The organism is Priestia sp. JSM ZJ58, assembly GCF_044383985.1.
In the GTDB taxonomy this organism is placed as follows: Bacteria; Bacillota; Bacilli; order Bacillales; family Bacillaceae_H; genus Priestia; species Priestia zanthoxyli.
This window is the reverse complement of the sequence record NZ_JBISEM010000002.1, coordinates 320492-335197: the sequence shown is the minus strand read 5'-3', so window position 1 is coordinate 335197 and position 14706 is coordinate 320492. Positions and strand designations below refer to the sequence as shown.

Annotated in this window: 10 protein-coding genes; 5 read left to right on the top strand and 5 right to left on the bottom strand. The window is 38.1% G+C overall.

Annotated features, from left to right (window positions below):
• Positions 1-133: 133 nt before the first annotated feature.
• Entirely contained in the window at positions 134-1132 is a 999-nt protein-coding gene (locus ACH6EI_RS23020; RefSeq protein ID WP_028411924.1) for a tRNA dihydrouridine synthase, read from the bottom strand.
• 298 nt (positions 1133-1430) lie between these two features.
• On the opposite strand from ACH6EI_RS23020, the gene ACH6EI_RS23015 reads away from it, so the two are divergent.
• On the top strand, positions 1431-4235 hold the full coding sequence (locus tag ACH6EI_RS23015; RefSeq protein WP_099331358.1) for a DEAD/DEAH box helicase: 2805 nt from the start codon (positions 1431-1433) through the stop codon (positions 4233-4235).
• A gap of 239 nt (positions 4236-4474) precedes the next feature.
• On the opposite strand, the gene ACH6EI_RS23010 is transcribed toward ACH6EI_RS23015, so the two are convergent.
• Positions 4475-4870: a (deoxy)nucleoside triphosphate pyrophosphohydrolase gene (locus ACH6EI_RS23010; protein ID WP_033580362.1), complete on the bottom strand. Its 396-nt coding sequence runs from the start codon at positions 4868-4870 to the stop codon at positions 4475-4477.
• Between the two features lie 167 nt (positions 4871-5037).
• Positions 5038-6936 carry a PhoX family protein gene (locus tag ACH6EI_RS23005; protein WP_033580363.1) on the bottom strand — a complete coding sequence of 633 codons (1899 nt, stop codon included), beginning with the start codon at positions 6934-6936 and terminating at the stop codon, positions 5038-5040.
• Positions 6937-7317: 381 nt separating this feature from the next.
• Here ACH6EI_RS23005 and ACH6EI_RS23000 point away from each other — a divergent pair, with 381 nt between their 5' ends.
• Positions 7318-8160 (top strand): PepSY domain-containing protein, encoded by an 843-nt coding sequence (locus ACH6EI_RS23000; protein WP_099331357.1) that lies wholly within the window; start codon positions 7318-7320, stop codon positions 8158-8160.
• Between the two features lie 40 nt (positions 8161-8200).
• On the opposite strand, the gene ACH6EI_RS22995 is transcribed toward ACH6EI_RS23000, so the two are convergent.
• Together ACH6EI_RS22995 and ACH6EI_RS22990 are read right to left on the bottom strand one after the other, a co-directional pair.
• Positions 8201-9649 carry a sensor histidine kinase gene (locus ACH6EI_RS22995; RefSeq protein ID WP_028411927.1) on the bottom strand — a complete coding sequence of 483 codons (1449 nt, stop codon included), beginning with the start codon at positions 9647-9649 and terminating at the stop codon, positions 8201-8203.
• Entirely contained in the window at positions 9646-10329 is a 684-nt protein-coding gene (locus tag ACH6EI_RS22990) for a response regulator transcription factor (protein ID WP_028409748.1), read from the bottom strand. Before ACH6EI_RS22990 ends, ACH6EI_RS22995 begins: the two co-directional genes overlap by 4 nt.
• Positions 10330-10557: 228 nt before the next feature.
• On the opposite strand from ACH6EI_RS22990, the gene ACH6EI_RS22985 reads away from it, so the two are divergent.
• The 3 genes from ACH6EI_RS22985 (at position 10558) to ACH6EI_RS22975 (ending at position 14703) form a co-directional block, all read left to right on the top strand.
• Complete coding sequence (locus tag ACH6EI_RS22985; RefSeq protein WP_099331356.1) at positions 10558-11595, top strand: PepSY domain-containing protein; 1038 nt, start codon at positions 10558-10560, stop codon at positions 11593-11595.
• Positions 11596-11788: 193 nt separating this feature from the next.
• On the top strand, positions 11789-12988 hold the full coding sequence (locus ACH6EI_RS22980) for a class I SAM-dependent rRNA methyltransferase (RefSeq protein ID WP_049166318.1): 1200 nt from the start codon (positions 11789-11791) through the stop codon (positions 12986-12988).
• 281 nt (positions 12989-13269) lie between these two features.
• Positions 13270-14703, top strand: coding sequence for an anion permease (locus tag ACH6EI_RS22975; RefSeq protein ID WP_028411930.1), 1434 nt, complete (start codon positions 13270-13272; stop codon positions 14701-14703).
• The last annotated feature ends 3 nt before the right edge of the window (positions 14704-14706 follow it).

Here is a 14706-nt window from a genome sequence, read left to right as displayed (position 1 = left end):
GTGTGGATATTTTTTCATCAAAAGCTGAGGCAGAAGGAAATGTAAAACCTTCTGCCTCAGCTTTTATCATATGTGGATAAATAGCAAACGTCTATAAAATAGAACAATTGAGTTTAAGCAAACGAGCTCTTATTTAAGAAACAGAAAAACCTTCGTCTTCTTTCACTCCAGCTCTGTCTTTAAACTCATCAAGCAATGCACGCACTTCATCAGTCGTTTCCGTGCTCATGAGCAGATTTCTTAATTCACTTGCACCGCGGAATCCGCGAACGTAAATTTTGAAAAAGCGTCGAAGCGGTTTAAAAGGGCGCGGCTCTAGCTCTTCAGAATACTTGTCATGAAGGTCTAACTGCAGGCGAAGAAGTTCTAAGAGCTCTTCGCTTGTGTGCTCTTTCTTTTCTTTTTCAAACGCAAACGGATTATGGAAAATTCCGCGTCCAATCATAATTCCATCAACGCCGTACTTCTCCGCAAGTTCAAGACCTTTCTGGCGGTCAGGAATATCACCGTTAATTGTTAGTAGCGTATGAGGCGCAATTTCGTCACGAAGCTTCTTAATCTCCGGAATTAACTCCCAGTGCGCGTCAACATCGCTCATTTCTTTTTTCGTACGAAGGTGAATAGAAAGGTTCACGATATCCTGTTCTAGAATGTGCTTCAGCCATTCGTACCACTCATCAACTTGCGTATAGCCAAGACGAGTCTTTACGCTTACTGGAAGCCCTCCAGCTTTGGCTGCCTGGATAATCTCAGCCGCAGTATCTGGACGTCGAATCAGACCAGAACCTTTTCCGTTTCCTGCAACGTTCTGCACAGGACAACCCATATTAATATCAATGCCGCGAAAGCCCATTTCGGCCATGCCGATACTCATTTGACGGAAGTATTCAGGCTTGTCTCCCCAAATGTGCGCAACGATTGGCTGTTCATCATCTGTAAACGTCAAACGTCCTTTTACGCTATCTTTTCCTTTCGGATGGCAGTAGCTTTCCGTATTCGTAAACTCTGTAAAAAATACGTCAGGTCGCGCTGCTTCAGTCACAACATGGCGAAAAACGACATCCGTCACAGCTTCCATCGGTGCCAAAATAAAAAACGGACGCGGCAACTCATGCCAAAAATTATCTTTCATCTTATATCTAAACCCTTTCTTTTAGGGAAAACATCTTCCCAAAATTAAAAAGTGTAATTTCTTTTATAAGGTTGAATGCTAGTATAAACTTCAACCAATATATACTTTAATGGTATGGAACGAAAAGTGCAAGGGAACAAGACATTTTGTTTTGACGGAAAACCATACCATAAATAAAAAGTATTAAAAAGATCTCTAAGTCTAACTTTGACATTTTTTTAATTAATCAACCCTATTGATCCCTTCTTTCCGAACCTCTAAACTAAAACTAACAGTTTAATGGAAAAAGGTGGAGTCAATGAATAATCGGTTACTAGTCAATTCAAAAAACACCAGTCTCTTGCATGAGCTTGTAACGTCTTTAAAACAGTGTAAAAGCTTTTATTTTAGTGTGGCTTTTATTAATTTTAGCGGACTTCAGCTTCTTTTAGATCCTTTGAAGGAAGCGGCTAGTCGAGGCGTGGAAGGGCGTATTATTACATCAACTTATCTGAATTTTACAGAAGTGAAGGCATTAGAGAAAATTAAGAACTTTGATCATATTGACCTTAAAGTGTTTAGTGAAGTCGAAGAGAAGGGGTTTCATACGAAGGTTTATATTTTTGAGTATGAAAACGATTATAAAGTGATTATAGGTTCCGCGAATATAACGCAAAGCGCTTTAAAAAGCAATATTGAGTGGAATGTGGAAGTTGTGTCAAAGGGTGAGTCTCCTTTTGTTCAAGATGTACTAAAGGAATATGAGTATTTGTGGGAGATCAGTGATGATGCGACGAGCGAGTTTTTGACGGAGTACGAGAAATTTTTAGGTACGTTAAAAGAAGCATCGTACAAGCCTCAGCAGGTATTCGAACGAAGTAACTATATTGTCCCGAATAAAATGCAGCAGCGAGCGATGGAAAACTTGAGACGCTTGCGTAGCTTTGGCGAAACAAAAGCGCTTGTAATTGCGGCTACGGGTACAGGGAAAACGTATATGTCAGCTTTTGACGTTCAGAAAGTTAAACCCAAAAGGCTGCTTTTTATTGTGCACAGAGAAGAGATTTTAAAAAAAGCAAAAGAAACATTTGAAATACTGTTTGTTAATGAATCGATAACTTTTGGTCTTTTGACAGGGAATTCAAAGGATAAAGAGGCAGATTACATATTTGCGACGATTCAAACACTAACGAAATATTACAGTGAATTCGATCGAGACCAATTTGATTATATTATTTATGATGAAGCCCATCACGCAACGAGCCCATCTTATCAAAGGATAATGGAGTATTTCACCCCAGTCTTTATGCTAGGAATGACAGCTACACCGGAGCGAAGTGACAGCATGAACGTATTTGATCTGTTTGATAATAATGTTGGAATTGAAGTGAGACTTCATGAAGCGTTGGAAGATCAATTGGTGGTGCCGTTTCATTACTTTGGTATCACAGATGTTGAAGGTGTAGATTTAAGCGATATAGATATTGATGATATTACAGAGGTTACCAAGCGTTTAAAAGTAAATGAGCGCGTTGATTTTATTATTGAAAAAATGGAGTTTTATGGTCATGATGGTCTAAAGCGTAAAGCGCTCGGATTCTGCGCAAGCGTTGAGCATGCAGAGTATATGGCAGAAGAGTTCAATAAGCGAGGCTATAAAAGTGAGGTTTTACATGGGAGTCACTCGATTCCTTATCGTCAAGCATATATTGAGCGTTTAGAAAACGAGGACGATGAACTAGAAGTTATTTTTTCTGTTGATATTTTTAATGAAGGTGTCGACATACCATCAGTAAATTCGGTGTTAATGCTTCGCCCAACGAACTCTCCTATTGTATTTATACAGCAGTTAGGTCGCGGCTTGCGTAAGCATGAGAGTAAATCATTTCTAACAGTGCTCGACTTTATAGGAAACCATAGCAAAGTCTTTTTAATTGCGCTCGCGCTAAACGGCAGCCGCTATTACGATAAAGAAAGCTTAAAAGTTGCCATCGCAACAGGGTTTCCAAGTATTCCAGGGGCAACGCATATTCAAATGGATGAGATTTCTCGCGATCGCATTTTAGCTCAAATTGATCATGAAAACTTTAATTCCATGAAATATTTGAAAGAAGAATACAATGAATTTAAAAAGCTAAACCAAGGAAGAATTCCTTATTATTTGTTGGATTATTTAACATTTGACGGAGCACCAGATCCAATCAAGTTTATTAATAAAGAAAAGTCGTATCTTCAGTTTGTAGCGAAGACTGAAAAAGACGACCAGCTCAGATTACTTTTATTGCATAAAGACTTTGAAAGTGCACTAAAAGAGCTATCTAGCAAGCTGCCAATCAAGAGAGTTTACGAGTTTGTTATTTTAAAATATTTATTAAATCACAATCACATTTCATTGTCCCAGGCGAAGCAAGAAGTTTTAAAATATGTAGATAACGTTGAAGAAGATTCAGTACAACACGCATTTGAAGTGTTAAATCAAGACTACTACGACAGCGGTCAACTTCGTTCAAAGCTCAAGCTAATTGAGTTTACTGGAGAAGAAGCGGTAAAAACAGAGCGCTTTACCAATGTGCTGGATAATACACAGTTTAAGCAGTTCATTAAGGACGCGATTGATTATGGAATTTTCCGCTATGAAAAAGAGTTTGGAAAAGAAGATTATGGAATTCCACATTTAAAACTGTATGAACAATATACCATGATGGACCCCGCATTGTTATCAAACTATCGTAAAACGCATAGCTCATTCCGTGGTTCTGGCTTGTTAGTAAATGAAAAAGAGTTCTTTTTATTTATTGATCTTCATAAGGAAGAAGATATTAAAGAAAGTATTAACTATCAGGACAAGTTCATTGATAAGCGTACGTTCCACTGGCAAACACCAAACAGTACGGCACAGACGTCTGAGCGAGGAAAGAATATTATTTTTAATAAAGACAGAGGCATTCATCTACACTTATTTATACGAAAATACCGTGAAATTGACGGTAAGACCGAGCCGTTCATCTATATTGGAAAAGGAAACACGGTCGAGTATCATGGTGAAAAGCCAATCACAGTTATTTTAGAGCTTGAACACGAAGTGCCAAAGCTTTTGTATACGGAGTTTACTGAAAAAGTATGAAGGCGGGACAAAAGTAGTGTAGTTGAAGTGAAAAACGAACCATTAATCAAACTGTTTGATTAGTAGTTCGTTTTTTTGTTACGGTGAACGTAGATCTTATCTGTTTCGTTCCTTCTAGCAGTTGATTTCCGTGCAAGGCGAAGCCTTGCACGGAAATCAACTGCGGTGTCACAAGCGATTCACCTCGTGTATCCCATTTGTTCGTCGTTAGATGGAATTCATTTCGTTATGTCCCATCCTCATTTTTCTTTCACCAATAATTCAACTGCCGGAATATCTGCAGGAGCCCAAACAAGTGAAAGGAGATTTTCTTTGTTTAGCCAAAGCAGCTTTGCATGCTCGGTTGGTTGAGGGGTACCTTCTATGATTTCTGCTTTAATTGCAATAAGTTCAATAATAAATGTTTCGTATTCGTGTACGTGTTCATTATGTAAATCAATCGTTTTTACTTTACAATGTAGCTCTTCTTCAATTTCTCTAACTAAAGCAGAGTAAATATCTTCGCCTTCTTCTACTTTACCACCAGGAAATTCCCATAAGTTCGCTAGTGACATATTATTGGAGCGCAAGGCACAAAGTACTTCTTCTTTTTCATTTTCGATTACTGCGGCAACGACTTTTACTTTTTTCTTCATTAGTCATCCTCCTTAAGTAGCTTTTTACTTTATCATAACATAGGAGAGTAGCGGGTTATATCCTAGGTGATTTGTTCATAGATCATAGTGGAGTTATTCTATAATACATAAAATAAACATACTAAAACCACGTCTGTCACTCACAACAGACGTGGTTTCATTACGTATTAATGCTTTTTGTAAGGAGCGCCGTCCTTAGAAGGCAGTCCAGAAATGTATCCGACACCACCAGTTTCTTGAATGCCAATGCTTTCTTTCATTGCATTAGCTAACTCTTCTTTATCAACAGCGGTAATATTTTTGTCGCTGATGTCCTCGCCCGGGTGCTGATAGTTGCTTAGTACGTAGCGAGAGTTTTTAATGTTTTCTACTGCACGAAGTCCCGTTGCTTCTGCTCCCACTGGAACCGAAAGGATGCGTGATAGTTTTTTGGTTTTTACATTATAGGCCCATACAAAGTTGTTTGTGTGCAGTGAGCTGTCTTCTCCGATAAACAGTGTATTTAAGTCATTTGAATACGTAAGGTTATCAGGGTTGGCAATTTTATTTGGATCCGCTGTATTGCCGTATGCATCTGCTTTTTCTAGGTCTTGTCCAATCAATAGCCCTTCCATACTTGCAGGAACGTAGCGGCTGTTAATCTTGCCTTTTGCTTGGTCTTTTTGATGCGAGCCTAAGTTCAGCTGGTAGGTCACACCAGACTCTAATTTTGGAAGCTGAATATCATCTTGTACAGCACCAGGCTCTTTTAGCATGGCACTATTTTGGTAAGAAATAGCCATATACGCTTTTTTGTCTTTTTTATTAACCGTTAGTCCTTCCATCTTGTTGAATTCAGACGTGGCACCTAGAATCGCACCGTATCTGCGTGATTCTAAAAAGGCAGCTGCTTTTTCCATGCCAGGCTTTACTTTTAAATATTCAACTTTTTTACTTGCGGCGGTTTTGACTGCTTTAAATCCTTTTGTAGGCTGGTCGGCTGTTTCAAAAATATCACTAAATTTTGTGCCTTTGTCGATTATTGTTTTCACTTCATTGTCTGTTGCATGGCCAAGCTTAATCCACTGAAGGTCGCCTTTCCCTCCATTTTTTGTGCTCGTTTGTTTAAACTTTGCGGCATAAAGAGTTCCTGCTGAGAAGTCTTTTTCCTTATCTGCTACATACATAAACATCATGGTATTAGACCCATCGTCTCCAAAAAGAGCGGTTTTATTATCTGGAAGTACCTGCATCATTTCATGTGAAAAACGGCCTGTGCTGTAATGTTTTACGACAGACGCATCGCCGCTTTCATCCACTGAAATTTCTGGAATCCAGCCGTAGTAGTAAGGGTTTGCTTTTGACGTGTCACCGAAATAAAGCTTAGCGAAGTTCGTAACGTCTTTATAAGAGCTAGATGCAGGGTCTTCAAAAGCGCGTGCATCAGGCTCGTATTCTTCTGAACCGAGGTGAGTACCCCAATCCGTTGTAGAGCCATTACACGGCGTCCACAAACCATTTACATTAGAAAAATCAATTTTTTTAGCATGGTTGACGGTTAGTTTTCCTGTTTTATCATCTCGGTCAACTTGTGTAAGCGTCATGGAAGCAGGAAGACCGGAAATCTCTTTTCCAGCATTATTAACAGATTCGTATTCATAATGTGAAATAATATAAGACTTACCGTTAATGGTAATAAAGCTGTTTGAATCCGGCGCGTCTGATACATACGGTGATGGCTGATCAGGAACGCTTCGGTCAATAATTGGATCCCCGTTTGCATCGATTGGTGTACCTGCGGCGATTAATTCTCCTTTATTATCGACAATTTTATCTTTTGAAAGAAAGAGTTGGTTATAGTTAAGCGGCGTTTCTTCCACACTTCCATCTTTATACGTTACTTTTACAGAGGCCTCTGTATACGTTTTAATCATATTCTCAATCGTAGTAGGTGCTTTCATTGGCTGAAACTCGACGCTTTTGATTTGTTTTGGATGTTGAACTGGATGATGCTCTGCTGCAAAAGCAGAAGCGGCGCTAGAAGCTAAGAGAGTGAGAGATAGTCCAAGAGATACTCGTTTTTTCATGGTTGATAACCTCCAAATCGTATTCATACATTTATTAAATCATTTGATTGTTGAGGAAATATGAAGAGAAGCATTGGATTTGTTGAGCTGTTGTTAAGAACGTTGAACATTTAGATGACAAGTTTAACTAGAAGTTATTCAGCTATCTTTCAGAATTTGTTCAGATAGCATTCAGCTGGGCTTCATAGTGAATTCATGTTCCGCTCTTACAATAAACACATAGCTAAAGAGGACAAGAAGCGCTTTGGCTCGTACAGCAAAAGTGAAAGGTATTTTAGCAGAAAAAAACGTTACTCCAATGGCGCTATTTTGATAAATGACCGCTGTTAAAACCTTTAGCTTGTGCTGTAAATACATTGGAAATTACGCGGAGGTATAATCATGATTGGAAAAGTATTAGCAGGAAAAGCAGTAGTAGCAAAAGCCGTGGGAGGTGCCACAATTGGAACAGCTATTGCTCTTGGTTCAATGACAAGTGCATTTGCTTCAGACGGTCAGCACATTACTTCAACAAAAGCGTCGGCTCATACTGAAGCGGCCACATATACACAAGCTCAAGCAAAAACAATTGCCTTAAAGAACTGCGGAGGAACGGTTCAATCGGTTTCTTTTGAAAATAACGCCTACACGTTTTTAATTCACGGAAAAGATAATCAAGACCATCATGTGAAAGTAAATGCACACAGCGGAAAAGTGGTAAAGGTTGAAAAACTATCTTTTTCTCAAAGTGAGGCACAAGCAGTAGCGGTGAAAAACTGTGGAGGAACGGTTAAGTCGGTAGGCTTCAACGATGGAGTGTATACGTTCTTAATTCATGGAAACGATAGCCGTGATCACCACGTAAGAGTCAATGCACAAAGTGGAAAAGTGATTCAAATTCAAAGCGCTGCATTTACAAAAGCACAGGTTCAATCAATTGCATTAAAAAATTGCAGTGGAACGATTCAATCGAGTTCATATGTAAATGATGTATACACATTTTTAATTCACGGAAAAGATAACAAAGATCACCATGTGAAAATAAACGCTGAAACAGGAAAAGTAATCAAAGTCGAAGCGGTAAAGTTTACGCAAGAACAAGCTAAACAAGCTGCTCTTCAACAGCACAAAGGAACGGTTCAATCTGTTTCATTCAGTGAACAAGCGTACACGTTTGTCATTAAAGGAACAGACAACGTACAACATACTGTAAAAATCAGTTCTCAAACAGGAAAAGTGTGCTGATTTGATACAAAAGACGATTGCTTCACGGCAATCGTCTTTTTTACGTCAAGGGCAATAGGATTTCAAAAGCAGTTCCTGCATTCAATTTGCTCTCTACACGTATTTTCCCCCCGTGCAGCTCTATAATAGATGCGCTAATGGCCAAGCCTAAGCCCGCTCCTCCATATGCCCGAGAGCGTGAAGCATCAGCTTTGTAAAATCGCTCAAATAAATGAGGAAGGTGTTCTTGAGGAATACCATGACCGTTATCTTGTATTATTAACGAAAGTTCTTTCTCATTTATTTTTCCTATCACTTGAATAACTCCTGTAGTTGGATTTGTATGCTGTACGGCGTTGGAAAATAAGTTTAAAACAACTTGTTTAAATTGATCTTTGTTAATGTCTGATGGTAAACGGCTTGGAAAGTCGAATAAAACCTTTCTGTTCCCCGCCAATAGTATGAGTTGAGGTTTCATATCTAAAATCAACTCATCTACAAAACAGTATTCTTTTTGAAACGGTGGAAGTTGATCAAGCTGAGCAAGAAGCAGAAGATCCTGAATAAGTTTGTGCAGTCTTTTGGACTCTCCATACATGCTTTTTAATGCGTCGTTTAATTGTTCTGGATTACTGCTAGCCCCTCTTAATAAAACTTCTAAAAAGCCGTGAATAGATGTAAGCGGCGTTCGCAGTTCATGCGAAGCATCCGCAACAAAACGCCGCATTTGTTCTTTGGCCTCTGTTTCTGCTTTAAATGCTTTTTCAAGACGTTCAAGCATTTCATTAATAGAAAGAGAAAGGCGATCCATTTCGATTTGTCCTTGATTAACAGGCAAGCGGTCATGTAAGCTTCCGGCATTAATATGCTCTACTTTTTTAGTAGTAGTAAACAAAGGGACTAACGTCTGTTTTAAAACAGAAGAAAAAACAAAAAAAGCAATGGTCATTGCGGTAAGTGAAAGCATTAAAAAGATGAGCATTTGTCTGATTAAGAGGTCTCTTAATGATTCTGTGGGAGTATTAATTTGAATAACTCCCTGTATTTCTCCATCAAAGATAATGGGTTTTAAAACAATGACTTGCTCTTGATGACCATCCATTTTTTTTATGAGGCTCGTCGTGTTGTCCGGCTGGTTGCTGTTTTTCATTACTTGTTTGTATGCAGATGCAGAAAGCTTAGGGAAGTAAGAATGATGTGGATCCTTAGCCAGCCGTAAAAAGGTGCTTTTTTGATTGATAAAGGTAATATTAACACCCGGGAAATAAACCATTGGTCTTGATGATTGTTTTACGTTCTGGCTTGTTTCAATATCGTGCTTCCAGACATCATCGGGAATCAAGTGAATTTGGTCTTCGATGCTTCTAATTTTATTTGTATAAATAAATTGCTTCATAAATACGTATTGAAAAACGCCTATCAGCATCAGTAAACTCAAAATAACGAGTAAACTTCTAGATAAAAGCTGAAGGCGAAGAGAGTTCAAATGAAAGAAACGTTTGTGCTTCATGAAATATCAATCCGGTACCCTACACCGCGAAGCGTTCGAATAACGGTTCGGCTATGGTCCTGTAATTTTTCTCTCAGTGATCGAATGTATACTTCAACAATGTTTTCTTCTCCTCCAAAATCATATCCCCACACTCGATCTAAAATGGTGGATTTACTTAGTACGAGACCGTGATTAATAACTAAGAATTTTAAGAGTGCATATTCAGTAGGGGATAAATCAAGTATGTGATTAAGGTATTTAATTTCTTTGCGGCGGTCATCAATTTTAAATGGACCGATGGATACTTCGTCTAATAAGTTGGGAAATTGATTGCGGATTCTAGCTTGAATGCGCGCAAGAAGTTCTTCAAAACTGAAGGGTTTGACCATATAATCATCTGCTCCAATAGTCAGCCCTTTTACTCGATCGTCTACTTGATCTTTTGCTGTTAGCATAATGACAGCTATATTCCCCATTTTCTTTAACAAGCGGCATACTTCAAATCCATCCATTCCCGGAAGCATAACATCTACAATAGCGATATGAGGCTTGAATTCTTTGGCTATATTAATGCCTTCCATTCCGTCTTGGGCAGCTTTGATATCAAATCCTTCATTCGTTAACCCTAAAGATAAAAACTGTAAAATAGTTGGTTCGTCATCTATAAGTAAGACTTTAATTCCTTTTAGTTGATCCATCATGGTGAAAACTCCTTTGCTCCTCTACTTTCTATTATGCTTTTTTATCTGAAACAGCCCTGAATAATAGCTGAAAGCAAGCTGAAAAATAGTAGCTATTCTTATATCTTCAGCTAACTTTAAGCTTCTATTCGTCTTATTCTCAGAAATCTTTTGCATAATGAACGGCGTACTAGATAAAACGCCATAGACGGAAAGTCTAATGGTGAAAGAGGAGGAAATGTAAAGATGATTAAATGGGTAAAAGTATTGTCTACATCTGCTTTAGGAGCTGCAGTTGCATTTAGCTCTATTACAACGAGTCACGCTGCAGAAATGCAGACAGCGAAAGCAGAGACAACTGAACATGTGAGTATCTCGCAAGCTCAAGCAAATGGTATTGCTCTGCAAGATTGTAAAGGGACGGTCACATCTACGGAATTTAAGCAGGAATCAAGTGTGTATGTGATTACAATTGTAACGAATAACCTTGAGCAAAGAATCGTAGAAGTAAGCGCAAGCACTGGAAAAGTAGTGAAGAAGCAAGAAGTGAAGTTATGGACACAAAATCAAGTGAAAGAATCCATTTCTAAGCAGTATACAGGAGCGATTCAATCTATTACATTTAACAAAGAAATGCATGAATATACGTTAACTGTAGTAGATGGCAAAGTAGAATATACGCTAACCGTGGATGGTCTAACGGGGAAAGTCATTCATGAGAATAAAAAAGAGCCGCAGCTAATATCAGAGCAAAAAATAAAAGAAGCAATTGTTAAACAATATAGTGGTTACGTATATAGTCTAGAGTTTAAAGAATCCGCTAGTCAGTATGTCGCAGTGATTCTTAAAGATAGCACTCAATATACGGTAACGTTAGATGCTTTCACAGGAAAAGTAGTTAATACTTCTCAGCAAGCAGTGAAGCTATTAACGAGACAAGATGCAAAAGATCTTGCATTGGCTACATATGCAGGTAAGGTGAAAATGGTAGAATATGATCAAAACGCAGCGATTTTCACAGTAAAAATAATCAAAGATAATACGGAATACACCGTTACAATCGATGCGGTTTCGGGTGAAATCACACATGTAAAACATGATAAGCTTCAGCCGTTAACGGAGACCGCTGTAAAAGTTCTTGCTTTAAAACATCAAGAAGGAAAAGTAGAGCATATTGAGCTTATAACAGAAAACTCAATAACTGTATACGTGGTGACTTTAGTGAGCGGAAGCAAGCAGCAGACGCTTAAGTTCGATGCATATACTGGACAAGAGTGCTCATAATTTTTTATCTTAAAACATAAAACATACATTTCATTTTTCATTCATATCAAGCAGAGGGTGCTTCAAGGTATCCTCTGCTTTTCTATTTTGTAACTGGAAACATTACCGGTTATCTATGTTAAGATAAATGTAGATTATTCTCGTAAAATGGATAAAACTAGAATGAACTAAATTAAATAGATAGGGTGTACACATGAGAAAAGAAGTACAAGTTATAGCCAAAGAAGCTTTTATTAAAAAAGTGAATAAAGGTTATCCACTCATTGAAAAAGATGCGCTTGTTGATGGTCATAAACTGCAAGAAGAAGGCGTTATTATTAACTTAGTCACTCCAAAAAATCAATTCTTAGCCAAAGGCTATTATGGAAAACAAAACAAAGGCTACGGATGGATTCTGACGAAGAAGAAAAGTGAACAAATTGACGCGGCGTTTTTTGTACGAAAAATTCAGCGAGCTATTGCCTCTCGTCACGATTTTTATGCGTCTGAAGATACAACTGCTTTTCGTGTATTTAATAGTGAAGGTGACGGAATTGGCGGCTTAATCATTGATTATTATGACGGATATTACGTCACGAGCTGGTATAGTGAAGGAATTTATCAATTTAAAGAATACGTTATTGAAGCTTTAAAATCTGCGCCTAACTTTAAAGGGCTGTACCAGAAAAAACGTTTCAACGTAAAAGGGCAGTATATTGAAGAAGATGATTTTGTAGTAGGGGATAAAGGTGAGTTCCCTTTAATTGTAAGAGAAAATGGTATTCGTTTTGCCGTTTATTTAAATGACGGAGCGATGGTTGGGGTCTTTTTAGATCAGCGAGACGTCCGTAAAACGATTCGAGATAAATATGCAAAAGGAAAGACCGTTCTAAACATGTTTTCGTATACAGGCGCATTTTCAGTGGCGGCCGCTCTTGGAGGAGCTGCGAAAACAACAAGTGTCGACTTGGCCAATCGCAGCTTGGCAAAAACAATTGAGCAATTTAGTGTAAATGGAATTGATCACGAAGCACAGGACATTATTGTGGAAGATGTTTTTAAGTATTTTAAATATGCGGTTAAGAAGAATATGACGTTCGATCTTGTGGTGCTAGATCCGCCGAGCTTTGCTAAATCGAAAAAGCATACGTTCAGCGCGGCAAAAGACTACAAAGATTTATTAAAAGAAGCCATTGCTCTTACAAAGCCAAATGGTGTCATTGTAGCTTCGACGAATGCAAGTAATTTTGATATGAAAAAATTTCATTCGTTTATTGAAAAAGCTTTTAACGAAAAAGGGGAACGTTACAAAATGATGGAGCAGTTCTCTCTTCCAGCTGATTTTAAAACAATAAAAGAATTTAAGTCAGGTGATTATCTCAAAGTCGTGTTTATTCAAAAAGTAAATCGTTAAATGCAAGGCTGCATGATGAACTCATGCAGCTTATTTATTTTGATGAAATAACGCTTACAAGCTATTTTGAAGGGAATAAAATGAAGGTGAAAGATAAAAATTGTCAATATGTATGATAAAATAATAAAGGAATTATGCTCAACACTTCACAAATTTACAATATCATCCTTATGAAACGTATTTTTACAATTATTTTATTTTAAATGGGACAAGTATTGGGTACGAAGGGGAAAGAGCATACTACTACTATTATTATTTAAAAACATGAAAGGAGAAAGATTATGGCTGAAACAACTAAAAAGCCTGCCGGCGAAGTGAAGTTTATTCCTTTATTAATTTGTCTGGCAATCGGACTTGTTTTATGGTTTATTACACCTCCGTCCGGACTTGATGTGAAGGCTTGGCACTTATTCGCTATTTTTGTGGCTACTATCGTAGGTCTTATCATTAAACCGTTGCCATTAGGCAGTGTAGCTATTTTATCTTTAACCATTATTGTATTAACTAATACATTAACACTTGAACAATCGCTCAGCGGTTTTCAAAATACGACGATTTGGTTGATCGTTATTGCATTCTTTATTTCTAGAGGTTTTATTAAGACTGGTCTAGGAACAAGGGTTGCCTATATCTTTGTTCGTTTATTCGGTAAAAAGACGTTGGGACTATCGTATTCTCTTATCGTAAGTGATTTACTTTTATCACCTGCAATGCCGTCTAATACAGCACGAGCTGGAGGAATTATTCTTCCAATCATTCGTTCTTTATCTGAAACATACGGATCGAGAACTGGAGACGGTACGGAGCGCAGAGTCGGTGCTTTCTTAACAAAAGTATCGTTTCAAGGCGATATGATTACATCGGCTATGTTCGTAACGGCAATGGCGGCCAATCCTCTTGCTGTTAAAATGACGGAACAAATTACAGGAAAGACTATTTCATGGGTTGGATGGGCAGCGGCTGCAATCGTACCTGGAATTATTAGTTTAATTGTTATTCCGCTCGTTATTTATAAGCTGTATCCGCCAGAATTAAAAGAAACGCCGGAAGCATCTGAAATTGCAGCAAAAAAACTAAATGAAATGGGTCCGCTAAAGAAAGAAGAATGGTACATGATTGGCGTATTTTTACTTCTTCTTGTGCTGTGGATTTTTGGCGCTAATTTAAATATTAATGCAACAACAACTGCTTTTATTGGTCTATGTGCGCTGCTTTTAACGCAAGTGTTAAGCTGGTCGGACATCAAAAAAGAACAGGGAGCATGGGATACATTAGTCTGGTTTGCTGTTTTGGTTATGATGGCAACTTTCTTAAATGATCTAGGCATGATTCCTTGGTTCAGTGATCTGATGAAAGGCACTGTTAGTCATATGTCTTGGATGACGGCGTTGATTGTACTAGCTATTGCATATTTTTATTCTCACTACTTTTTTGCGAGTAACACGGCTCACGTCAGCGCTATGTACGCAGCATTTTTATCTGTCATCGTGGCCGCTGGTGCGCCTCCGTTACTGTCAGCATTAATTTTAGCGTTCTTTAGCAATTTATTTGGCTGTTTAACTCACTACGGCAGTGGACCGGCACCGGTGTTCTTCGGTAGTGGATATGTAACGCAGCAAAAATGGTGGTCGCTCGGCTTTTTAATTTCAATTATTCATATTATCATTTGGATTGGAATTGGCGGCTTGTGGTGGAAACTGCTAGGTCTATGGTAAAAA